The following is a 20,178-nucleotide window of genomic DNA, read 5'->3' as shown; positions in this document are numbered from 1 at the left end:
GTGATTCTCGTACCACAAGACAAGATCGACGCCTGCACCGCGCGCGGCTGGTGGGGCACGCAGACGCTATGGGACCTGTTCCAGCGCAACCTGGCCGCGCACCCGGAACACGAAGCCGTCGTCGACGCGCCGAACCGCCAGCTCCACATGGAAGGCGCGCCGCGCCGGCTGACCTATGCGCAACTCGCCGATGAGGCGCTGCGCATGGCGTCGGTGCTGAGCGGCGCCGGCCTGGCCAAGGACGACGTGATCGCCGTCCAGCTCCCCAACGGCGTGGAACAGTTCGCCGTCTATCTCGCCTGCGCGCGGCTTGGCATCATCGTCACACCCGTGCCGGTGCAGTACCGCGAGCATGAGCTGGCATACATCCTCAACCATGTCTCGGCACGCGCCATCGTCACCGTCACGCAGATCGGCAAGCATGCGCACGCGGACATGGCGCTGGCGCTGCGCCAGCAGACGCCTTCGCTTGCCCACGTCTTCGCCTATGGCAGCTCGCCGCCTACCGGCGCGCGGGCGCTGGAGCGCCTGCTGCGAGAGCCCGCCGACGCGGCCCGCGTGGAACAAGCCACGCAAGTCGCCGCGGTCACAGCCAACGACGTGTTCACCATCTGCTGGACATCGGGCACCGAGGCGCGGCCCAAGGGCGTGCCGCGCAGCCACAACGAATGGCTGATCATCGCACCGTCGATCATCGAGGCCGCGGGCCTCGCGCCTGGCAGCCGGTTGCTCAACCCCTTTCCCTTCGTCAATATGGCCGGGCTGTCCACCAATTTCGCCGCCTGGCTGCAACTGGGCGGCACGGTGGTACAGCATCATCCGTTCGACCTCTCCGTATTCCTGCAGCAATTGCGCGAGGAGCGCATCGACTACACCGTGGCGCCGCCCGCGGTGCTCAACATGCTGCTGCAGAACCCGCCGCTGCTCGAAGGCATCGACTTTCAACGGCTGCGCAGCATCGGCTCCGGCTCGGCGCCGCTGTCGGACTGGATGGTGGAAACATTTCATCGCCGCTTTGGCGTGCAGATCGTCAACTACTTCGGCTCCAATGAGGGCGCAGCGCTGTCGGGCAACGCCACCGACATCCCCGACCCCACGCAGCGCGCGGCGTTCTTTCCGCGCGCCGGCGTCAAGCGCTTCACCTGGTCGGTCTCGACCGCGCAGAAGATCGAATCGCGCCTGGTCGATCCCGCCAGCGGGGAGATCATCGAGCAAGGCGGCGTGCCGGGCGAACTGCGCTTTCGCGGCCCGACCATCTTCAGCCGCTACTGGAATGCGCCCGAACTGACGCGCGGCGCCTTCGATGCCGACGGCTTCTACAAGACCGGCGACCTGTTCGAGATCGCCGGCGAGAACCAGCAGTTCTATCGCTATGTCGGGCGCTCCAAGGACGTGGTGATACGCGGGGGCATGAATATCTCGCCGGAAGAACTCGAGGGTCTGATTGTCGGCCACCCGAAGGTACGCGAAGTGGCAGTGGTGGGCTATCCGGACGGGCTGCTGGGCGAGCGCCTGTGCGCTTGCGTCGTGGCGCGCGCGGACACGGCGCCAACCCTGCCGGAACTCGTGGACTACCTGCGCGAGCAGCATCGCATCGCCACCTTCAAGCTACCCGAGCGCCTGCTGGTGCTCGATGCCTTGCCGCGCAATCCCGTTGGCAAGATCGTCAAGCATGCGCTGCGGGACCTGCTGGCCAGCAAGGAGGCGGCATGACGCGCCCATCCTTGCTGCTGGTGCCGGGCATGCTCAACGACGCGCGCGTGTGGGATGCCGTGCGCGGCGCGCTCGAACCGCTGGCCGACCTGCATGTTGCCGCGGTGGACCGCCACGACCGCATTGACGCCATGGCCACCACTGCGGCCGCCGGCATGCCGGCGCGCTTTGCCGTGGCGGGCTTTTCGATGGGCGGCTATGTGGCGCTGGAAATGGCCCGGCAATTGCCAGGCAGGATCAGTGGCGTGGCCTTGCTGGGCACCTCGTGCCGCGCGGAGCATGCCGACGCCGCGCCCCGGCGGCGCGCGCTGCTGGAAAGAGCGCGCGCGGATTTCGATGGCGCCGTCGACAGCGTGCTGCCCTATACCATCCATCCCTCGCGCCAGCAGGATGCGGCTTTCACGGCTGGCCTGCGCGCCATGATGCTGGCGACCGGCATCGAGGGCTACGCACGGCAGGTGCAGGCCCTGCTCCACCGCCACGACCAGAGCGCCACCGCGCGGCATTTCCCGGCGGCAGCGGCGTGATCGCCGCGCGTGCCGGCGCCACAGCGGCGCCCGACGGCTATACGCTCCTGCTGGCCAATACCGGCATGCTGACCATCAATCCCCACACCTTCGCGAGCCTGCCCTACGACGCGGTGCGCGACTTCAGGCCAGTCAGCGGCTTCCTCGGTTCGTCCCTGGTGTTTGCCGTGCATCCCTCGGTGCCGGCCAGCACGCTGCCGGCATTTGTCGCCTGGGCCCGCGCCAGGCCCGGCAAGCTGTCGTTCGCCTCGTTCACGGCAGGCAACAGCTCGCATCTGGCCGGCGTGTTGCTGAACCAGCGCGCCGGGCTGGACATGGTGCACGTGCCCTACAACGGCACCCCGCCGGCCGTGCAGAACCTGGTCGGTGGCCAGGTGCAAGCGGCCTTCCTGCCGCTGCTGGCGGTGCAGCCGCACCTGGAGGCCGGTCGCCTCAAGGTACTAGCTACCACCGCCGCGGCACGCTCGCCGCTGGCGGCGTCGGTGCCGACCTTCCGCGAGCTGGGCTACCCCGACTTGGAGATCGACATCTGGGCCGCGCTGGTCGCGCCGGCAGGCACACCGGATGCCGTGGTCGCCCGCCTCAACGGCGACTTCGCCGCCATCCTGCGCGGCGCCGACCTGCGTCGGCGCTGGCAAGCCTGGGACTTTGTCGCGCAGCCCAGCACGCCACAGGCGCTGGCAGCGCGGATCCAGGACGAGTCCGGCCGCTGGGCCGAGGCCGTCAGGCTGTCCGGTTTCCGCGCCACCCAGTAACGCTTTGCCTTGCTTTGCCTTGCCTTTGTCCAACTCCCGATCGAACCTGCCCATGCAACCAGACCCCTTTTACAACACGCTGCGCCTGCCTGTGTTCGCCGCGCCGATGTTCCTGATCTCCGGCCCTGAGCTGGTGATTGCCGCGTGCCGCGCCGGCATCGTCGGCTCCTTTCCCACGCCCAATGCGCGGCCCATCGAGACGCTGGACGCCTGGATGCGCGACATCACCGAAGGCCTGGCCGCGGCGCGCGCCGCCGATCCCGCCGCGCGCATCGCGCCGTGGGCGGCAAACCTGGTCACACATTCGTCCAACCAGCGCTTGCCGCAAGATCTGGAGCTGATCGCCCGCTACCAGCCCCCCATTGTCATCACCGCGCTGGGCAGCCCCAAGCCGGCGCTAGAGGTGGTACACGGCTATGGCGGCCTGGTCTTCGCCGATGTCGTCAATATCGGCCTCGCCAGGAAAGCGGCGGCGGCAGGCGTCGATGGCCTGGCCTGCGTCTCAGCCGGTGCCGGCGGGCATACGGGAGCGCTGTCGCCTTTCGCCTTTGTCTCGGCGGTGCGCGAGTTCTTCGACGGCTACCTGGTGATCGGCGGCGGCATTGCCGACGGCTGGGGCGTGGCTGGCGCGCTCGCGGCCGGCGCGGATTTCGTCTACATGGGCACGCGCTTCATCGCCACCGACGAAAGCCTGGCCCCCGAGGCTTACAAGCGCATGCTGGTCGACAGCGATGCCGACGATGTGCTGGTCAGCGACTGCATCACCGGCACGCCGGCAAGCTGGCTCAAACCCAGCTTGGTCGCCAACGGGCTGGATCCTGCCAACCTGCCGCCGCCGCCCGGGCGCAACTACGACAGCAGCCAGTCCTTCGCCGGCAAGCGCTGGACCGAGGTGTGGGCCGCGGGCCAGGGGCTGGGCGCCATCCGCCGCGTCGAACCCGTGGCGGCCGTGGTGGACCGCCTGGAGCACGAGTACCGGCAGGCGGCACGGCGGTTTGGCGGCGCGCCCTATCCCGTCCATGACGCGCGCACCGCGGTTGCCACCGATGCCGTCAACCACCCTGCGGGAGCCACGGCATGACCCATAGCGTCTATATCCTGGGCGGCTACCAGACCGATTTCGCGCGCGCATGGTCGCGCCAGGGGCTGGACATCAGCGACATGATGCGCGACGCCACGCTGGGTGCGCTGGCCGACTGCCAGCTCGACCCTGCCGCCATCGAATCCATCCACGTTGGCAACGCGTTTGGCGAGATGCAGCGCCAGCAGGCCCACCTGGGCGCCATGGTGGCGCAGGTGGTACCTGAGCTCTGGGGCGTGCCCGCCATGCGCCATGAAGGCGCGTGCGCGTCGTCATCGCTGGCAACGCTGGCTGCCATGGCAGAGATCGAGGCCGGGCGCTACGACTGCGTGCTGGTGCTGGGCGCGGAGGAGTTCAAGAACCTGCCCGGCGACGTCGCTTCGCGTAACCAGAACGGTGCTGCGTGGCAAGGCCGGGAGGAGATCGAATGCACCTATATGTGGCCCGCCGTGTTCGGCCGTCTGGCCGGCGAATATGCGCGCCGCTACGGGCTGGACCGCCGCCACCTGAATCGCATCGCCGAGATCAACTACGGCAACGCGCGCCGCAATCCGCTGGCACAGACGCGCAACTGGCGGTTCGAGGCTGCCAGCTTTACCGACGACGACCAGGCCAACCCGCTGATCGAACCTGGCACCCGCCGCCAGGATTGCGGCCAGGTGACCGACGGCGCCTGCGCCATCGTAGTCGCCTCGGCGCGCTTCGCGCAGGCGCATGCGGCGCGGCGTGGCGTGCGGCTGGCTGACCTGCCGCGCATCCTCGGCTGGGGTCATCGCAATGCCGGCATCCGCTTTCTCGACAAGCTCGAACGCAGCCGGGACGCGCAGTACGTGTTCCCTCATGTGCGCGACACCATCACGGACGCGTGGCGGCGCGCGGGCATTGCCGGCCCGCGACAACTCGACGGCATCGAAACCCATGACTGCTTCACCACCACCGAGTACATGGCGATCGACCACTTCGGGCTGACCCCGCCGGGGCAGAGCTGGCAGGCCATCGAGTCCGGCCTGATCGAGCCGGACGGCGGCCTTCCGCTAAACCCGTCGGGGGGCCTGATCGGCTGTGGCCATCCGGTGGGCGCCACGGGGGCGCGCATGCTGCTCGACGCCGCGCGCCAGGTCACCGGCCGCGCCGGCGATTGCCAGGTGGGCGGCGCGCGCACCTTTGCCACGCTCAATATCGGTGGCTCGTGTGCCACGGTGGCGAGCTTCGTGGTTGGCGTGAGGGATTAACCTGAAAAGCCGGCCGGCCTCAGGACCGGCCGGGATAGCTCACGTCCTGGGGTAGCAACGCGACTTCGCAGCGATCGCAAACCACCGTGGGCACCAGCGGCGCCCCGCAGCTGCGATGAACCAGGCGCAGGCTGTCCGGGCAACCCGGCAGATGACTGCGCGCCCAATATCCCAGCGTGGCGATATACGAGAACAGGTCGCGGCTGCGCGGCGTGAGCCGGTAGACAAAGCGGCGCGCGTCGTCGCGCGAGGCTTCGCGGCTGAGCATGCCCGTGTTCGACAGCATCTTCAAGCGCGCGGCAAGCACGCTGGAGCCGATGCCCAGTACCGACTGCAGCGCGTCGTAGCTATGGCAGCCGACCATCACGGCAGCCAGCAGCAGCAAGACCCAGCGGTCGTTGAGCAGCTCCACGATGTTTTCCTGCGATTGCCCTGCCTTGCCCTCGCTCAGCGCCTGGCCCGCCCAGCGGCGCGCCCGTGCCGGCTGGCCTGCCTGCGCCGCGTCCGTGTCCGTGTCCGTGTCCGTGTCATTGCGCAAGCCGTCCAGGTTATAGGACGGCATCACATCCTCCACCAGCACCTCGGCACGGCAATGCGCGCATACCATCAGCGGGGTCATCTGGTGACCGCAGGCGCGATGTGTCAGCCGGTCCGGCAACGCCGCGCTCGGCCGCCCCCAGCGCTTCTCCCAGCGCCAGCTCATCAGCACGCATGGATACATCGCCAGCCCCATCCCGGTCAGCCGGTACTCCAGCCGCAGCGCGTGCTCTTGATAGGGGCGCGTGCGCAGCATGCCCAGCTCCACCAGGGCCTTGAGCCGTACGCTCAGGGTCTGGCGCGGAATGCCGAGCTGCTGCTGAAAATCGTCGAAACGGCTGGTGCCGAGGAATGCGCGCAGCAAAATGGAAAGCGTCCACCTGTCTCCCACATGCTGCATGGCGTGGTTGACAGAACTGTTGAGCAGGACCAGGTGGAGTGCGGCGGTATCGATAGGCTGCGGCATTGCTAGGGATGAAGTGGCTGCAACTCCGCCATGTTAATCCCTTCGCAACATTTCACTTCGATAACTGGACGATAACCAGATGATTTTCTCGGCGCGCTGAATTTCTCGGCGCGCCGCCTAGCCGCCCGGGGGCCAAGGGATTCAGGCGGGCATGCCGCCCCACAGCATAGGCAAGACCACCCCGGCCGGTCCGCGCAGCACCAGATCGGCAGTCTGGTCCAGCGCCGAAGGCTCGGGATTGACCACGATGACATGCGCGCCCTGATCCTTGGCGGCGCCGGGCAAGCCGGCTGCCGGGTAGACCAGGCCAGAGGTGCCCACCACGATGCACAGATCGCACTGCTCGGCCGCGTGCTCGGCGCGATAGCGCGCCACGCGCGGCAGTTCCTCGCCAAACCACACCACGCCGGGGCGCATCATGGCGTTGCAAAGCGAGCAGCGCGGCGGCTTGCCCGGCACGGCGGTCGCCGCATCGCAACGGCCGCAGCCGTCCAGCCACTTGTTGGCGAACAGATTGCCGTGCAACTCGATCACATCGCGGCTGCCGGCGCGCTGGTGCAGGCCATCCACGTTTTGCGTGACCAGGGTGACGGCTTTCTGCGCGGCGAGCGCCACCAGCGCGATGTGCGCCGGGTTGGGATGCGTGGCCGCCACCAGCTCGCGCCGGTGCAGGTACCACTCCCAGACCAGCGCGGGCTGGCGCCGGTAGGCGTCTTCCTGGGCCAGCTCTTCAGGATTGAAGCGCGACCACAAGCCGGTCATGGCATCGCGGAACGTGGGCACGCCGGACTCGGCGGATACGCCCGCGCCGGTGAGCACCATGATGTTGGTCGCTTCGCCGATCAGGCGGCGCGATGCCGCGAGCGCCTGCGCGTCGATATCCGCCATCACGGATTGCTCCCCAACGTTCAGCGCTTAAGGCGGCGCTGGCGCACCGCCTCATACAGGCACACGCCGCTGGCCACGGAAACGTTCAGGCTTTCCACGCCGCCGGCCATCGGGATGCTGACGAGCTCGTCGCAGGTTTCGCGGGTGAGGCGGCGCATGCCTTCGCCTTCGGCGCCCATTACCAGGGCGATCGGGCCCTTGAAGTCGACGTCGTAGAGCGTCTTTTCCGTGCCATCGGCAGTGCCGATCACCCAGATGCCGCGCTCCTGCAACTCGCGCAGGGTGCGCGCCAGGTTGGTGACGGTGATGTAGGGGACGGTTTCCGCGGCGCCGCTGGCCACCTTGGCCACCGTCGTGTTCAAGCCCACGCTGCCGTCCTTCGGGGGGTCACGGCTTGCGCGCCGGCGCCATCGGCCACGCGCAGGCAAGCACCCAGGTTGTGCGGATCGGTGACACCGTCGAGCACCAGCAGCAAGGGCGTGCCCTCGATGCCGTCGAGCAGCTCGTCAAGATTGAGGGCCAGCGCCACATCTTCGGCGCGGGCGACCACGCCCTGGTGACGGTCGGTGCCGGCCATGCCACGCAGGCGCTCGGCGTCCACCGGATGCAGGCGGACGTTGAGGCTTTCGGCAAGGCGGATGAAGTCCTGCATGCGGCGGTCACGCCGCGCGGATTCTACGTAGACATCGGTGACGCCAGTGGCGTCCTGGCGCAGGCGCGCGGTGACGGCGTGAAAGCCGATCAGGAGTTTTTGTTTAGCCATGGCGAGATTGTACATTCCCGCCGGGGCTTGCCTGGCGTCTGCAGCGCGAGAGCCGGAACCGGACAAACCGGCGCCGGCTCCCTGGCCATCAGGTGCGCTTGCGCGAAGCGCGGCTGCTCTTGCCGGCCGGCTTGGCGCCGCCCTTGTGCGTCGAGCCCAGATGCTGCGGCTTGGGCTTGGCGGCGTGCTTGGCTGGCTTGCCGCCGGCCTTGGCGCCCTGCCCCACGTGCGGCTTGACCGGCGTCATGACTGCCTCGAACACCGGCTGCTCTTCGATCACGCGATCCAGCGTCTCGTCGAACGACTCTTCCGGCTTGGAGCTGCCACCCAGCAGCGCGGCCAGCTGACGGCCCTTCTTGCGCGCGGGCACGGCATGCGCTGCGGGCACGCGCGGCGCAGCGTCGGCGGTCGGGGCGCGCCCACGCAGGTTCTTGGCCGAGGGCTCCTGCACCAGGCGGAAGTCGATCTTGCGCGCATCGAGATCCACGCGCGAAACCTGCACGCGGACGCGATCGGTCAGGCGGTAGCGGATGCCGGTACGCTCGCCACGCAGTTCATTGCGCGCTTCGTCGTACTGGAAGTAATCGCTGCCCAGCTCGGTGACATGGACCAGGCCTTCGACGTAGAGCTCGTCGAGCTGCACGAAGATGCCGAACGAGGTGACCGAGCTGATGGTGCCCGAATACTCGCTGCCAAGCTTGTCGCGCATGAAGTAGCACTTGAGCCAGGCTTCCACATCGCGCGAGGCTTCATCGGCGCGGCGCTCGTTGGCCGAGCAGTGCAGGCCGAGCTCGTCCCAGATGGCTTCGTTGCGCTGGGCCCGCGCTGCGCTGCGCTCTGCCTTCTCGGCGGCATCCTTGGCCTGCATGCGGCGCGCCTTGGGCGCGATCGCGGTGTTCAGCGCGGTGCCCGGGGGGCAAATGCCGGCCTGTACTTGGTATGTGCCAGCACGGCCTTGATGGCGCGGTGCGTCAGCAAGTCCGGGTAACGGCGGATCGGGCTGGTGAAGTGAGCGTAAGCCTCGTACGACAAGCCAAAGTGGCCAATGTTGTCCGGGCTGTAGACCGCCTGCTGCATCGAGCGCAGCAGCATGGTCTGCAGCATCGGCGCGTCGGGACGGCTCTTGATCTTGTCCATCACATCGGCGTAATCGCCTGCCTGCGGCTTGTCGCCACCGGCCAGTGAAAGCCCGACGGTGCGCAGGAACTCGCGCAGATTCTTCAGCTTTTCCTCGCTCGGGCCGGCGTGGATCCGGTACAGCGTGGGATGCTTGAAGCGTTCGAGGAAGTCGGCGGCGCACACGTTCGCGGCCAGCATGCATTCCTCGATCAGGCGGTGGGCATCGTTGCGGGTGCGCGGCAGGATCTGCTCGATCTTGCCCTGCGCGTTGCAGACGATATAGGTCTCGGTGGTGTCGAAATCGATCGCGCCACGCTCGCGCCGCGCCTTGAGCAGGACCTGGAACAACTCGTACAGGTTCTGCAGGTGCGGCACCAGGTCAGCGCGCTTGTGCGCCTCCGGGCCCTTGGTATTGGACAGCACGGACCAGACCTCGTTATAGGTCAGGCGCGCCGCCGAATGCATCACGGCGGGATAGAACTGATAGCCCTTGAGTTCGCCCTTGGCGGTAATCACCGCATCGCACACCATGCACAGGCGGTCGACTTGCGGGTTCAGCGAGCACAGGCCGTTGGAGAGCTTTTCCGGCAGCATCGGGATGACGCGGCGCGGGAAGTACACCGAAGTGGCGCGATCCAGCGCATCGGCGTCGAGCGCCGTGCCCGGACGCACGTAGTGCGACACATCGGCAATCGCCACCACCAGGCGCCAGCCCTTCGAGCGGCCAATCTTGACGGGTTCGCAGTAGACGGCGTCGTCGAAGTCGCGCGCGTCTTCGCCGTCGATCGTCACCAGCGGCACGTCGCGCAGGTCGATGCGGTGCTCCAGGTCGGACTCGCGCACCTCGTCGGGCAGTTTGGCGGCTTCATTGGCGCACGCATCCGAGAATTCGTGCGGCACGCCGTACTTGCGCACGGCGATCTCGATTTCCATGCCGGGATCGTCGAAGTCGCCCAGCACTTCCACCACGCGGCCCACGGGCTGCACGTAGCGATCGGGGTAGTCGATGATCTCGACGCTGACCACCTGGCCGACTTGCGCCTTGCCTTGCGACTTCGGCGGGATCAGGATGTCCTGGCTGATGCGCTTGTCTTCGGGCGCCACCACCAGCACGCCGCCTTCGCTCAGCAGGCGGCCGATCACGTAGCGGTTGGCGCGCTCGAGGATCTCGACGATCTGGCCTTCGGGCCGGCCGCGCCGGTCATAGCCGATCACGCGCACCTGGGCGCGGTCGTTGTGCATGGCCTTCTGCAGCTCGCGCTCCGGCAGGAAGACGTCGTCATCGCCATCGTCGCGGATCAGGAAGCCGAAGCCATCGCGGTGGCCCTGCACACGGCCGACCACAAAGTTAGGCTGGTTGGCCAGCTCGTAGCGGCCCTTGCGGTTCAGTTCAATCTGGCCGTCGCGCTCCATGGCGGCGAGGCGTTTCTGGAAGCCGTCGTGTTCTTTGCGCGTGACGGCGAGCGCCTTGGCGATATCGCCGCCCGACAACGGCGACCCCGACGTCCTCAGGACGCCAAGGATTTCTTCCCGACTAGGGATCGGATAGTTATTCTGATTCAATTTTTTCTAGAATTATTTGACAAACGATTTGCGGTCGCTATAATGAGCGCTTCGGTTGTTTCGACGCCCGCCCAGGTGGCGAAATTGGTAGACGCACTAGGTTCAGGTCCTAGCGGTGGCAACACTGTGGAGGTTCGAGTCCTCTCCTGGGCACCAGATCAAACGGGAAACCCGCAGCGCTTTCGAGCCCTGCGGGTTTTTTGTTTTCCGGCGTCTGATCTTGCAACTTGGTACTCCCGATTCGATATTGGCGCGACTGCGCGACTTAACTAAATACTAAATACCAGTCGCAGCAACGACCGCTCCGGGGCTTGGAGTCCGCTCTTGCCTGCTGAGGCAGAGACATCCACACGGCCTGGCGCTCACACGAATTGCCAGGGCGCAGCCGGAGCAGCAGCCGACTGCTGCGCTGCGGGTGAGTGTATCAGTTTCAGTGGCGCTCCCGGCATTCTTCCGCCACTCACATGCCGGAATGTCGCGTTTTCCGACGTTTTCAGGCGCAAACCACCCTATTGCTGCAGGCGCATGTCACACCGGCACGCCTGCGTGGCCCGCTCGTCGCTTGACGCGACCGCCATCTGTAACTAAGATAGTTCCATATTGCCTCACCCACCATGACCACCAGCAGCCGATTCGCCGTCGCCGTTCATATCCTCACCTTGCTGGCCAGCGCCGCCGAGCCCTTGCCGTCGTCGCTGATCGCGGGCAGCGTGGGTACGAACCCGGTCCTGATCCGCCGCCTGGTCAGCCAGTTGGCGGAGGCGGGACTGGTGAGCACGGTGATGGGAAGCAACGGCGGCGCCTCGCTGGCGCGTGCGGCGACATCGATCACGTTGCTTGACGTGTTCCGCGCGGTGGAGTCGGCCACGCTGATCGCGCCGCACCACAGCGTGCCAAACCCGGCGTGCATGGTGGGGCGGGAAATTACCGGCGCGCTGAAGCACGCCGCGGACCGCGCCCAGGCCGCGATGGATGGCGCGCTGGCCGGGATCACGATTGCCGGCATGCTCGCCGATGTGGAGCGCGCGGCCCGGCAACGCAAGCCGTAAAAATTTTTGTCCCAATATGTAACCAAAATGGTTTCATATATATTCAACAGCGCAACAAAGGAGTCAACATGAAAATCGCCATCATCGGCGCCACCGGCCGTGTCGGTACCCGCCTCATCGACGAAGCCCTGAGCCGCGGCCACACGGTCACCGCTATCGCGCGCCAGGCAGACAAGCTGGCCGCGCGGCCAGGCCTCGCCACTGCCAACGTGGACGCGGCAGACACCAAGGCCCTGGCAGCCGCCCTCGCCGGCCATGATGTCGCCATCAGCACGGTGCGCTTCCTGCAGACCAGCGCCGCGCAGATCGTTGGCGCGGTCAAGGCCGCTGCCGTGCCACGCCTGCTGGTGGTCGGCGGCGCCGGCAGCCTCTTCGTTGCACCGGGCGCCCAACTGGTCGACACGCCGCAGTTCCCGGAAGCCTACAAGGCGGAGGCCCTGGCCGGACGCGACTTCCTCAACGCCCTGCGCAACGAAACAGCGATCGACTGGAACTTCCTGTCCCCCGCCGCCCTGTTCGAGCCGGGCACGCGCACGGGCAAATTCCGCGTGGGCGAGGAAACGCTGCTCTCCGACGCCAGCGGCAAGAGCTGGATCTCGATGGAGGACTATGCCATCGCCATGATCGATGAAGTGGAAAAACCGGCGCACTCGCGCCAGCGCTACACGGTCGCGTACTAAGCAGGAAACGGGCGGGCATCTCCGAAACATGCGTGCCATGGCGCGTGGCCATCGCGGGAAGCACGACGGAGGGCATAAAGAATAATGGCCGCCCTGCTGGCGGCCATTTGCGGCGAGTCACGAAGGCGCAGGCCAGCCGAAGCGCCTCTCGCCGCTGCGAGGCGTTGCGCACTGCCTGCTCGAGCCGCTCGGTAGTGAGCCGGGTCACCTCGGCGCGGCCATCTTCGCTATGCGCGGGCCGCCCGCGGATCAGGCCTGCGAGCTGCCGGCGGCGTGCTTGCCGCGCTTGAGCCAGGCCGCCAGGTTGTGCGGACGCAGCGTGTCGTATTCTTCGAACGGCTGGTGAATCCAGGGGTTCGTCGGCAGGAAGGTCACGTGGTAGTCCGGCTTGACCTTGGAGCAGGCCTTGTACCACAGCACGGACGAACGGACTTCCGTCACGGCGGGATAGCGCTCCTGCAGATGGCGGCCCACGCGCTCCAGCGTGACGCCGGAATCCACCAGGTCATCGACCAGAAGGATCTTGCCGGAGAGGTCACCCTTGGTCATGGTGATGTACTGCGCGATATCAAGGTCGCCTTGCTGGGTGCCCGCCGCCTCGCGGTAGCTGCTGGTGGCCAGGATGGCAAGCGGCACGTCGAAAATACGCGACATCTGGTCGCCAACGCGCAGGCCGCCGCGGGCCAGGCAGAGTATCTTGTCGAACTTCCAGCCCGACTCATGGACGGTCAGCGCCAGGCGGGCGATCAGGCTGTGGTAGTCGTCCCACGAGATCCACAGGTTCTCTTCGTCGTTCGATGGCAGGGTCATGATTGTTTTAGCTCTTCGGCTTTAGGCTTAAGGCATAAGGTCTGTCGACCGATAAAGTTTCGGCCCGCTTGCGCGGGCCGATTTGCTCTTGTTCTGCTGCCCTCTTCTGCCGGCGCGGCTTCGTTCAGCCGCGCGGCGCCATTACGGGCAAGACAACATCAGGCTACGTACGGGTGACGCAGCAGGATGGTTTCGTCGCGGTCCGGGCCGGTCGAGATCATGTCGATCGGGATGCCGACCACTTCCTCGACGCGCTTCAGGTAGGTGCGAGCCTGTTCCGGCAACGCAAACGCGTAGATCTGTTCCGGCAACGCATCCCAGGCTTTCACGCCGAAGGTGGACTCGTTCCAGCCCGGGAATTCCTCGTACACCGGCACGCAACGCGCCACGGCATCCGAGCCACGCGGCAGGATGTCGACGGTCTTGCCGTCCAGCTCGTAGCCCACGCACAGCTTGAGGGTTTCGAGGCCGTCCAGCACGTCGAGTTTGGTCATGCACAGACCCGACACACCGTTGATCTGCACCGAACGCTTGAGCGCGGCCGCATCGAGCCAGCCAGTGCGGCGCGGGCGCCCCGTCACCGAGCCGAATTCCTTGCCGACGTTGGCCAGGCGCACGCCCACCGGGTCCTGGCGCTTGGGGTTGTCGTTGTCGTACAGCTCGCTGGGGAACGGGCCTGCGCCCACGCGGGTGCAGTAGGCCTTGGTGATGCCCAGGATGTAGTTCAGGCGGCCCGGGCCAACACCAGCGCCAGCGGCGGCCGCACCGGCCACGCAGTTGCTGGAGGTGACGAACGGATAGGTGCCGTGGTCGACGTCGAGCAGCGTGCCTTGCGCGCCTTCGAACATCAGGTTGCCGCCGGCGGCGTTGACCGCGTACAGCTCGGCCGACACGTCGGCCACCATCGGGGCCAGGCGCGGCGCGTACGCCAGCATTTCGTCGAGCGTCTGCTGGTAGTCGACCGCTTCTGCGCCCAGGTACTGGGTCAGCATGAAGTTATGCAGGTCGAGGTTCTCGCGCAACTTGTCGGCGAAGCACTTGGGATCGAACAGGTCCTGCACGCGCAGCGCGCGGCGGGCCACCTTGTCTTCATAGGCCGGGCCGATGCCGCGGCCGGTGGTGCCGATCTTGTCGGCGCCACGGCGCACTTCACGGGCCTTGTCGATGGCAACGTGGTACGGCAGGATCAGCGTGGTCGCTTCGGAAATGCGCAGGCGGCTCTGCACCTGCAGGCCGGCGCTTTCCAGTTCCTCGATCTCACGGAACAGCGCCTCCGGCGACAGCACGACGCCGTTGCCGATGTAGCAGATCGTGCTTTCACGCATGATGCCCGAGGGGATCAGGCGCAGGATGGTCTTCTTGCCGCCGATGATGAGCGTATGGCCAGCATTGTGGCCGCCCTGGAACCGCACCACGCCCTTTGCATGATCGGTAAGCCAATCGACGATTTTTCCCTTGCCTTCGTCACCCCATTGGGTGCCGATCACGACGACATTGCGTCCCTGGCTTACTGCAGAAGCGGACATGTTGATTTTGGTCAGTGGGTTAAAAACGTATTTTACTCTCGTTGCAGGTCAACTCCCCGATTTTGGGGAGATCGGCCTGCAACGCAGGGGAATTCCGCGGCCCGGAGCTTGCGCTCAGGCCCCGGCGCTGCGCGGAATCACCGTCCAGCCGCCGTCCTGGCGGACCAGCTGGCGGTCGCAGTTGAACTCGTCGAGCTGGTGCGTGTGCCCCGGCAGCGACTGGATGACGATCTCGCCGGCGGCGCGCAGCGCGGTAATCGCGGCACGCAAGGCAGGATCCGCATCCCACGGCGCGAAGATGGCAAAAGCACGCACCTCCAGCGGCGAAAGCGAGGCAACTTCTCGCAAATCCAGTGAGAAACCGGTTGCCGGCCGCGCGCGGCCAAAGGCCTCGCCGACCTTGTCGTAGCGGCCACCGCGCGCCACGTAGTTGGGCAAGCCGGCCACATAGGCGGTGAACATCACACCACTGTGATAGTGGTAGCCGCGCAGATCGGACAAGTCGATATTGACGGTCGCCCCGCTCACTTCCGCGGCCAGCGCGGCCAGTTCGTCCAGCGCACGGCCAATCATCGGGCTCGCCGGCAGGGTCGCGCGGGCGCGCTCGATCACCTCCACGCCGCCGTACAGCGTCGGCAGCGCCAGCAGCGCCTCGCGCTCGGCCTGCGGCATGCCTTCGGTCAACTCGCGCAGCGCCGGCACATCCTTGGTTTCCAGGGCCGCAAACAGCGCGTCCTCGATCTTGCGGCTGGACGGCAGGCCGTCCAGCAAGGCTTCCAGGATGCCAGCGTGGCAAAGGTCGAGGCGGATCTCGGTCAGCCCGGCAACCTGCAGCGCGGCCAGCATCAGGGCCTGGATTTCCACGTCGGCTTCCAGGCCGGCATGGCCGTAGATCTCCGCGCCAACCTGGATCGGCTCGCGGGTTGCGCGAAAGCCAGCCGGGCGGGCATGCAGCACATTGCCCGCGTAGCACAGCCGGGTCACGCCGGAGCGGTTAAGCAAGTGGGCGTCGATGCGGGCGACCTGGGGCGTGATGTCGGCGCGCAGGCCCATGGTGCGCCCGGAGAGCTGGTCGACCAGCTTGAGGGTACGCAGGTCAAGATCGTGCCCGGTCCCGGTGAGCAGCGATTCCAGGTATTCCAGCATCGGCGGCATGACCAGTTCGTAGCCGTAGGTGCGGAACAAGTCCAGCATGCGGCGGCGCAGTTCTTCGATCTTGCGAGCCTCCGACGGCAGCACGTCGGCGATGTTTTCAGGCAGGAGCCAGTGATTGGACATGGTAAATCTCTTCACTTCACACAGTTGCCGGGCGGCCTGGAGCCACCCGTTGAAATTCGATCCCGCCGCGCGCCGTGCCGGCGGGCACCGGCCGCAAGCGGGGAGCCAGTCACCTGGCATGGTGAATGAGACGGCAGCGACGCCCCTCTGGAGCCTCCCTTGCCGCCCCTCCAGCCGGACAAAACCCCGGCAAGCCGGGGTTTTGTCGAAGCGCCTGGCGGACTGAGCCGCCTGGCTTAGCGACGGCTCGCCGGAGGCGCTGCCGCCGGCGCCGCGGCGCCGCCCGACGACCGCATATAGCGGAAGAAGTCGGAATTCGGCTCCAGCACCAGCACGTCGCGCTTATCGCGGAACGTATTGCGGTAAGCCTCCATGCTGCGCCAGAACTGCGCGAACTGGGGATCGCGGCCAAACGATTCGGCGTAGATCTGCGACGCCCGGGCGTCGCCCTCGCCCTTGATCTTCTGCGCATCGCGGTAGGCCTCGGCCAGCACGACTTCCCGCTGACGGTCGGCATCGGCGCGGATCTTCTCGCCTTCGGCCGCGCCGGTGGAGCGCAGCTCATTGGCCACGCGCTTGCGCTCGGCCTCCATGCGGCGATACACCGATTCGCTGATCGCGGGCAGCAGGTCGACACGCTTCAGGCGCACATCGATGATTTCGACGCCCACGGACTGGGCGTAGTCGGCCATCGCGGCGCGGATATTCTGCATTACCTTCTCACGCTCGCCGGCCACCAGCTCCGCCACCGTGCGCTTGCCGAATTCCTCGCGGGCAACGGAGTCGATACGCTGGGTCATGCGGTCCTGCGCGCCACGGATGTTGCCATTGAAGGCCACGTAGAACTTGCGCGGATCGGTGATGCGCCATTTGACGAACCAGTCCACCACCATGCTCTTCTTCTCGGCCGTCAGGAAGCGCTCCGAAGCCGCCACGTCGATCGTCAGCAGGCGGCGATCCATGAAAATCACGTTCTGCAGCGGCGGCGGCAACTTGAAGTGCAGGCCTGGCTCGTTCACCACTTGCTTGATCTGGCCAAAGGCGAACACCACGGCATACTGCCGCTGGTCCACCACGAACACCATCGAGGAGCCGATCGCCAGCACGATGAAGAGGCCGATTACTACGGAAATCAGTCGGTTCATGTCGGGGCTCCTCAGCGCGAATCGCGGTCACGGTTGCGCAACAGCTCGCGCGACCGGTTATCGCCGTTGGCATCGGGCGCGGGAGACGTGCCGCTTCCCGCGGCGGGGGCCTGCGCGGTGCCGGCAGCCGGCGCGCGCGCATCCACGGCCGATTGCGACATCAGCTTGTCCAGCGGCAGGTAGAGGAGATTGTTACCCTGGCGTGAATCCACCAGCACCTTGGTCGAATTGGTATAGATCTGCTGCATGGTCTCGATATAGATGCGATCACGCGTCACCTGCGGGGCCTTGGCATACTCGGCCTGGACCTGGCGGAAACGCGAGGCATCGCCTTCGGCCTGGGCGGTCACCCGCGCCTTGTAGGCTTCGGCTTCTTCGTTCAGGCGCGCGGCAGTACCCTTGGCGCGCGGAATCACGTCATTGGCGTAGGCCTGGCCTTCGCTGATGGCGCGTTCGCGGTCCTGGCTGGCCTTGTTGACATCGTCAAAGGCGGCCTGGACCTGCTCGGGCGGCTGCACGCTCTGCACGTTGACGGAAATCACGCGGATACCGGTCTTGTACGCGGTCAGGATCGACTGGATCGACTTGGCCAGGTTCTGGGCGATCTGTTCGCGGTTCTCGTAGAGCACCGCGTCCATCTTGTTGCGCCCGACGATCTCGCGCACCGAGGTTTCGGCAGCCTGGGTCACCAGCTCTTCGTCGCCACCGCGGTCGGTCTTGTTGTAGAACAGGAATTCGCTCGCGTCCTGGATGTCGTACTGCACCGTGAAGCGGACGTCGATGATGTTCTCGTCCTGCGTCAGCATCGACGCGTCCTTCAGGTTGCTGTCCTTGATCGAGGTGGAACGGCCCACTTCAACCGAGCGCACGCCCGACAGGTTGACGATCTCGGCAGACTGGATCGGGTATGGCAGGCGCCAGTTGATACCGGGGCCCGTGGTGTACTTGAACTTGCCGAACTGGAGGATGACCGCGGTCTGGCCTTCCTGCACCATGAAGAAACCGCTGGCCAGCCAGATGCCGAGCGCTGCGATCACCACCACGCCGGCGCCAATCCCCGAGCCCTTGCCCGGCGTGCGCGCGCCGCCGCCGAAGCCCTGGTTGCCGCCACCGCCATTCTCCTTGCGGCCAAGCAGGCCGTTCAGGCGACGGTTGAAATCGCGCCAGAGCTCGTCGAGGTCGGGAGGGCCATCCTGGGGCGGACGCTGGTTTTGCTGGCGATTGTTATCGCGACTGTCCTTGTCCTTGTCTTTGTCTTCGTCATCCGGGCCGCCCCGACCCCAACGTGGATCGTTCAACGACAGGATCGCGCGCAAACGCTGCCAGGCCGTTCGCGACGGCGCATGGCCGCCGTTGCGGCCACCTGCGCGGCTGCCAAAGGCATGGCTCGATTCAGAATTCCGGGGAAACAGGGGCATGAAGTGCACGGGTCCGGGATAGTTGGAACAAGGGGATTCTAACAGTCATCGACGCCACTTTTGCCCATTTGGGGCAATCTGGCCGTGATTTCCATCGAACTGGCTCACTGCGTGTCGGGTTCTTCCGGATCCACCCGGGTGGCATCGCCGTCAAAATCGTCGTCAAGATCGCTGTCGAGATCTTCGTCTTGGTAAGGCTGCGCGCCGGCCAGGCGCGGATCCAGCGGGGGGCGCTCTGGCGGGCGCTCGGCCAGCCAGCGCGCCACTTCCACCAGCGCCTCGCGCAAGGCATCCAGGCCAATGCCGTCGCGCGCGCTGACGAACACGCGGGTCGGCACGCCCTGCTCGTTGCGCTCCACGCGGGGGCCCTGCTCGAGCAGCTCCGGCGACGCATCGATCTTGTTCATCACCACGATCTGCGGGATGTCGTCGGCATTGATTTCGGCCAGCACGCGATTGACCTGCTCGACCTGCTCATGGCGCACGGGGCTGGAGGCGTCGACCACATGCAGCAGCAGGTCCGCATGCACGGTTTCCTCCAGCGTGGCGCGGAATGCCGCGACCAGCTGGGTCGGCAGGTCGCGGATGAAACCCACGGTATCCGACAGCACCACGTTGCCCACGCCTTCCAGGTAAAGCCGGCGCGAGGTGGTATCCAGCGTGGCGAACAGCTGGTCGGCAGCGTAGGCACGCGCCTTGGTCAGGGCATTGAACAGCGTCGACTTGCCGGCATTGGTATAGCCGACCAGCGAGATGCTCAGGGTGTCGTTGCGCGCGCGCGCGCGCCGCTGGGTGCTGTGCTGGCGCTGCAACCGCGTCAGGTCAGCCTTCAGTCGCTTGGCCCGCTCATCCAGCAGACGGCGGTCGAGCTCGAGCTGACGCTCGCCCGGGCCGCCGCGCATGCCGATACCGCCCTTCTGCCGCTCCAGGTGGCTCCAGGCCCGGACCAGCCGCGAAGCCTGGTACTGGACCTGGGCGAGCTCGACCTGCACCTTACCAACGTGGCTCTGCGCCCGCTGGCCGAAGATGTCCAGGATCAGCCCGGTGCGGTCGATGACGTGACGTTGCAGGAAGCGCTCGAGATTGCGTTGCTGGGCAGGACTGAGCGAGTGGTTGAACACCACCACGTCGGCATCGAGTGCATCGGCGGCCTCCTTCAGTTCCTCCGCCTTGCCGGAGCCGATAAACAGCGCCGGATCGGGCCGCGACCTGCGCCCGGTCAGCGTGTGAACCGGCGTGGAGCCCGCAGTCGACGTCAGCAACGCCAGCTCGCTCAGGCTTTCCTGGAAATCATGCTTGCCGAAATCGACACCAACGAGGATGGCGCGGGAAGACTCGGAATTGGAGGTGGCTCTAGATTGCAAACGGGAGGGTCGCGAAACGCGAGAAAGGAAAACGGGTTGGAGGCGACTGGGAGGCAGTGGCTGGTGCCGTGAGGCAGGAGCCTTGGCCTGGGAAGACGCTTGAAGCTGGGATGCCGTCCGTGGCGGAATGCACCAGGGTGAAGCATGTTCGTGCCCTTGGCCACTTTGCAGCCAGGATGGGCTGGCATCTTTTGGTGTCGCGCCGGCGCATCTGGCCCCGGTGCGACACCGGCAACTGGCGGCCGTGTCGTGGTAAGACTAGCC

At 66.4% G+C, this 20,178-nt stretch carries 15 protein-coding genes, 1 tRNA gene and 2 pseudogenes; 8 read left to right on the top strand and 10 right to left on the bottom strand.

Translation table 11 applies throughout. The annotated features are described in order from the left end of the window. From OR16_RS09655 to OR16_RS09635, 5 genes are read left to right on the top strand one after another with little or no spacing between them, the layout of a single operon-like run. Nucleotides 1-1,713 carry a class I adenylate-forming enzyme family protein gene (locus tag OR16_RS09655; RefSeq protein WP_006157775.1) on the top strand — a complete coding sequence of 571 codons (1,713 nt, stop codon included), beginning with the start codon at nucleotides 1-3 and terminating at the stop codon, nucleotides 1,711-1,713. After that, nucleotides 1,710-2,240, top strand: a complete 531-nt coding sequence (locus OR16_RS43465) for an alpha/beta fold hydrolase (protein WP_006157774.1) — start codon at nucleotides 1,710-1,712, stop codon at nucleotides 2,238-2,240. The genes OR16_RS09655 and OR16_RS43465 overlap by 4 nt, the downstream gene beginning before the upstream one ends. Further along, on the top strand, nucleotides 2,237-2,995 hold the full coding sequence (locus OR16_RS09645; protein WP_006157773.1) for a Bug family tripartite tricarboxylate transporter substrate binding protein: 759 nt from the start codon (nucleotides 2,237-2,239) through the stop codon (nucleotides 2,993-2,995). The genes OR16_RS43465 and OR16_RS09645 overlap by 4 nt, the downstream gene beginning before the upstream one ends. 52 nt (nucleotides 2,996-3,047) lie before the next feature. Continuing rightward, the gene (locus tag OR16_RS09640) at nucleotides 3,048-4,076 is read left to right on the top strand and encodes an NAD(P)H-dependent flavin oxidoreductase (RefSeq protein WP_006157772.1); all 1,029 of its coding nucleotides are present in this window, start codon (nucleotides 3,048-3,050) and stop codon (nucleotides 4,074-4,076) included. After that, nucleotides 4,073-5,308 (top strand): acetyl-CoA acetyltransferase, encoded by a 1,236-nt coding sequence (locus tag OR16_RS09635; protein ID WP_006157771.1) that lies wholly within the window; start codon nucleotides 4,073-4,075, stop codon nucleotides 5,306-5,308. Before OR16_RS09640 ends, OR16_RS09635 begins: the two co-directional genes overlap by 4 nt. Nucleotides 5,309-5,327: 19 nt before the next feature. On the opposite strand, the gene OR16_RS09630 is transcribed toward OR16_RS09635, so the two are convergent. The 4 genes and pseudogenes from OR16_RS09630 to rnr form a co-directional block, all read right to left on the bottom strand. Beyond that, complete coding sequence (locus OR16_RS09630) at nucleotides 5,328-6,311, bottom strand: winged helix-turn-helix transcriptional regulator (protein WP_006157770.1); 984 nt, start codon at nucleotides 6,309-6,311, stop codon at nucleotides 5,328-5,330. Between the two features lie 141 nt (nucleotides 6,312-6,452). Further along, nucleotides 6,453-7,199 carry an SIR2 family NAD-dependent protein deacylase gene (locus OR16_RS09625; protein ID WP_006157769.1) on the bottom strand — a complete coding sequence of 249 codons (747 nt, stop codon included), beginning with the start codon at nucleotides 7,197-7,199 and terminating at the stop codon, nucleotides 6,453-6,455. A 20-nt stretch (nucleotides 7,200-7,219) separates the two neighbouring features. Continuing rightward, a pseudogene (rlmB, locus tag OR16_RS09620) lies at nucleotides 7,220-7,962 on the bottom strand (23S rRNA (guanosine(2251)-2'-O)-methyltransferase RlmB). Nucleotides 7,963-8,050: 88 nt separating this feature from the next. Further along, nucleotides 8,051-10,644: pseudogene (gene rnr, locus OR16_RS09615) on the bottom strand (ribonuclease R). A 69-nt stretch (nucleotides 10,645-10,713) separates the two neighbouring features. Between rnr and OR16_RS09610 the strand changes: the two are divergent. From OR16_RS09610 to OR16_RS09600, 3 genes are all read left to right on the top strand, one after another. Further along, nucleotides 10,714-10,800 (top strand) — tRNA-Leu (locus OR16_RS09610). 458 nt (nucleotides 10,801-11,258) lie between these two features. Then, complete coding sequence (locus OR16_RS09605; RefSeq protein WP_006157768.1) at nucleotides 11,259-11,693, top strand: Rrf2 family transcriptional regulator; 435 nt, start codon at nucleotides 11,259-11,261, stop codon at nucleotides 11,691-11,693. Between the two features lie 68 nt (nucleotides 11,694-11,761). Continuing rightward, nucleotides 11,762-12,373 (top strand): NAD(P)-dependent oxidoreductase, encoded by a 612-nt coding sequence (locus OR16_RS09600; RefSeq protein WP_006157767.1) that lies wholly within the window; start codon nucleotides 11,762-11,764, stop codon nucleotides 12,371-12,373. A gap of 249 nt (nucleotides 12,374-12,622) precedes the next feature. On the opposite strand, the gene OR16_RS09595 is transcribed toward OR16_RS09600, so the two are convergent. The 6 genes from OR16_RS09595 to hflX form a co-directional block, all read right to left on the bottom strand. Then, the gene (locus OR16_RS09595) at nucleotides 12,623-13,183 is read right to left on the bottom strand and encodes a phosphoribosyltransferase (RefSeq protein WP_006157765.1); all 561 of its coding nucleotides are present in this window, start codon (nucleotides 13,181-13,183) and stop codon (nucleotides 12,623-12,625) included. A 158-nt stretch (nucleotides 13,184-13,341) separates the two neighbouring features. Continuing rightward, complete coding sequence (locus tag OR16_RS09590) at nucleotides 13,342-14,709, bottom strand: adenylosuccinate synthase (protein ID WP_006157764.1); 1,368 nt, start codon at nucleotides 14,707-14,709, stop codon at nucleotides 13,342-13,344. Between the two features lie 114 nt (nucleotides 14,710-14,823). Then, nucleotides 14,824-15,987, bottom strand: a complete 1,164-nt coding sequence (locus OR16_RS09585) for an ATP phosphoribosyltransferase regulatory subunit (protein WP_006157763.1) — start codon at nucleotides 15,985-15,987, stop codon at nucleotides 14,824-14,826. A gap of 236 nt (nucleotides 15,988-16,223) precedes the next feature. Then, nucleotides 16,224-17,132 carry a protease modulator HflC gene (gene hflC, locus OR16_RS09580; protein ID WP_006157762.1) on the bottom strand — a complete coding sequence of 303 codons (909 nt, stop codon included), beginning with the start codon at nucleotides 17,130-17,132 and terminating at the stop codon, nucleotides 16,224-16,226. An 11-nt stretch (nucleotides 17,133-17,143) separates the two neighbouring features. Continuing rightward, a complete protein-coding gene (hflK, locus tag OR16_RS09575; RefSeq protein WP_006157761.1) occupies nucleotides 17,144-18,550 on the bottom strand; it encodes an FtsH protease activity modulator HflK in 1,407 nt (468 codons plus the stop codon). A gap of 104 nt (nucleotides 18,551-18,654) precedes the next feature. Then, nucleotides 18,655-19,914, bottom strand: a complete 1,260-nt coding sequence (gene hflX / locus OR16_RS09570) for a GTPase HflX (RefSeq protein WP_006157759.1) — start codon at nucleotides 19,912-19,914, stop codon at nucleotides 18,655-18,657. Nucleotides 19,915-20,178: the final 264 nt, after the last annotated feature.

Source organism: Cupriavidus basilensis OR16 (assembly GCF_000243095.1).
Taxonomy (GTDB): domain Bacteria; phylum Pseudomonadota; class Gammaproteobacteria; order Burkholderiales; family Burkholderiaceae; genus Cupriavidus; species Cupriavidus basilensis_D.
Note: the sequence above shows the minus strand (reverse complement) of the source record. Positions and strands in the feature narration are given on the sequence as shown.

Coding starts and splice junctions, on each gene's coding strand:
- OR16_RS43465 (WP_006157774.1), top strand. CDS start 1,710: ATGACGCGCCCATCCTTGCTGCTGGTGCCGGGCATGCTCAACGACGCG.
- OR16_RS09640 (WP_006157772.1), top strand. CDS start 3,048: ATGCAACCAGACCCCTTTTACAACACGCTGCGCCTGCCTGTGTTCGCC.
- OR16_RS09635 (WP_006157771.1), top strand. CDS start 4,073: ATGACCCATAGCGTCTATATCCTGGGCGGCTACCAGACCGATTTCGCG.
- OR16_RS09630 (WP_006157770.1), bottom strand. CDS start 6,311: ATGCCGCAGCCTATCGATACCGCCGCACTCCACCTGGTCCTGCTCAAC.
- OR16_RS09625 (WP_006157769.1), bottom strand. CDS start 7,199: ATGGCGGATATCGACGCGCAGGCGCTCGCGGCATCGCGCCGCCTGATC.
- OR16_RS09605 (WP_006157768.1), top strand. CDS start 11,259: ATGACCACCAGCAGCCGATTCGCCGTCGCCGTTCATATCCTCACCTTG.
- OR16_RS09600 (WP_006157767.1), top strand. CDS start 11,762: ATGAAAATCGCCATCATCGGCGCCACCGGCCGTGTCGGTACCCGCCTC.
- OR16_RS09595 (WP_006157765.1), bottom strand. CDS start 13,183: ATGACCCTGCCATCGAACGACGAAGAGAACCTGTGGATCTCGTGGGAC.
- OR16_RS09590 (WP_006157764.1), bottom strand. CDS start 14,709: ATGTCCGCTTCTGCAGTAAGCCAGGGACGCAATGTCGTCGTGATCGGC.
- OR16_RS09585 (WP_006157763.1), bottom strand. CDS start 15,987: ATGTCCAATCACTGGCTCCTGCCTGAAAACATCGCCGACGTGCTGCCG.
- hflC (WP_006157762.1), bottom strand. CDS start 17,132: ATGAACCGACTGATTTCCGTAGTAATCGGCCTCTTCATCGTGCTGGCG.
- hflK (WP_006157761.1), bottom strand. CDS start 18,550: ATGCCCCTGTTTCCCCGGAATTCTGAATCGAGCCATGCCTTTGGCAGC.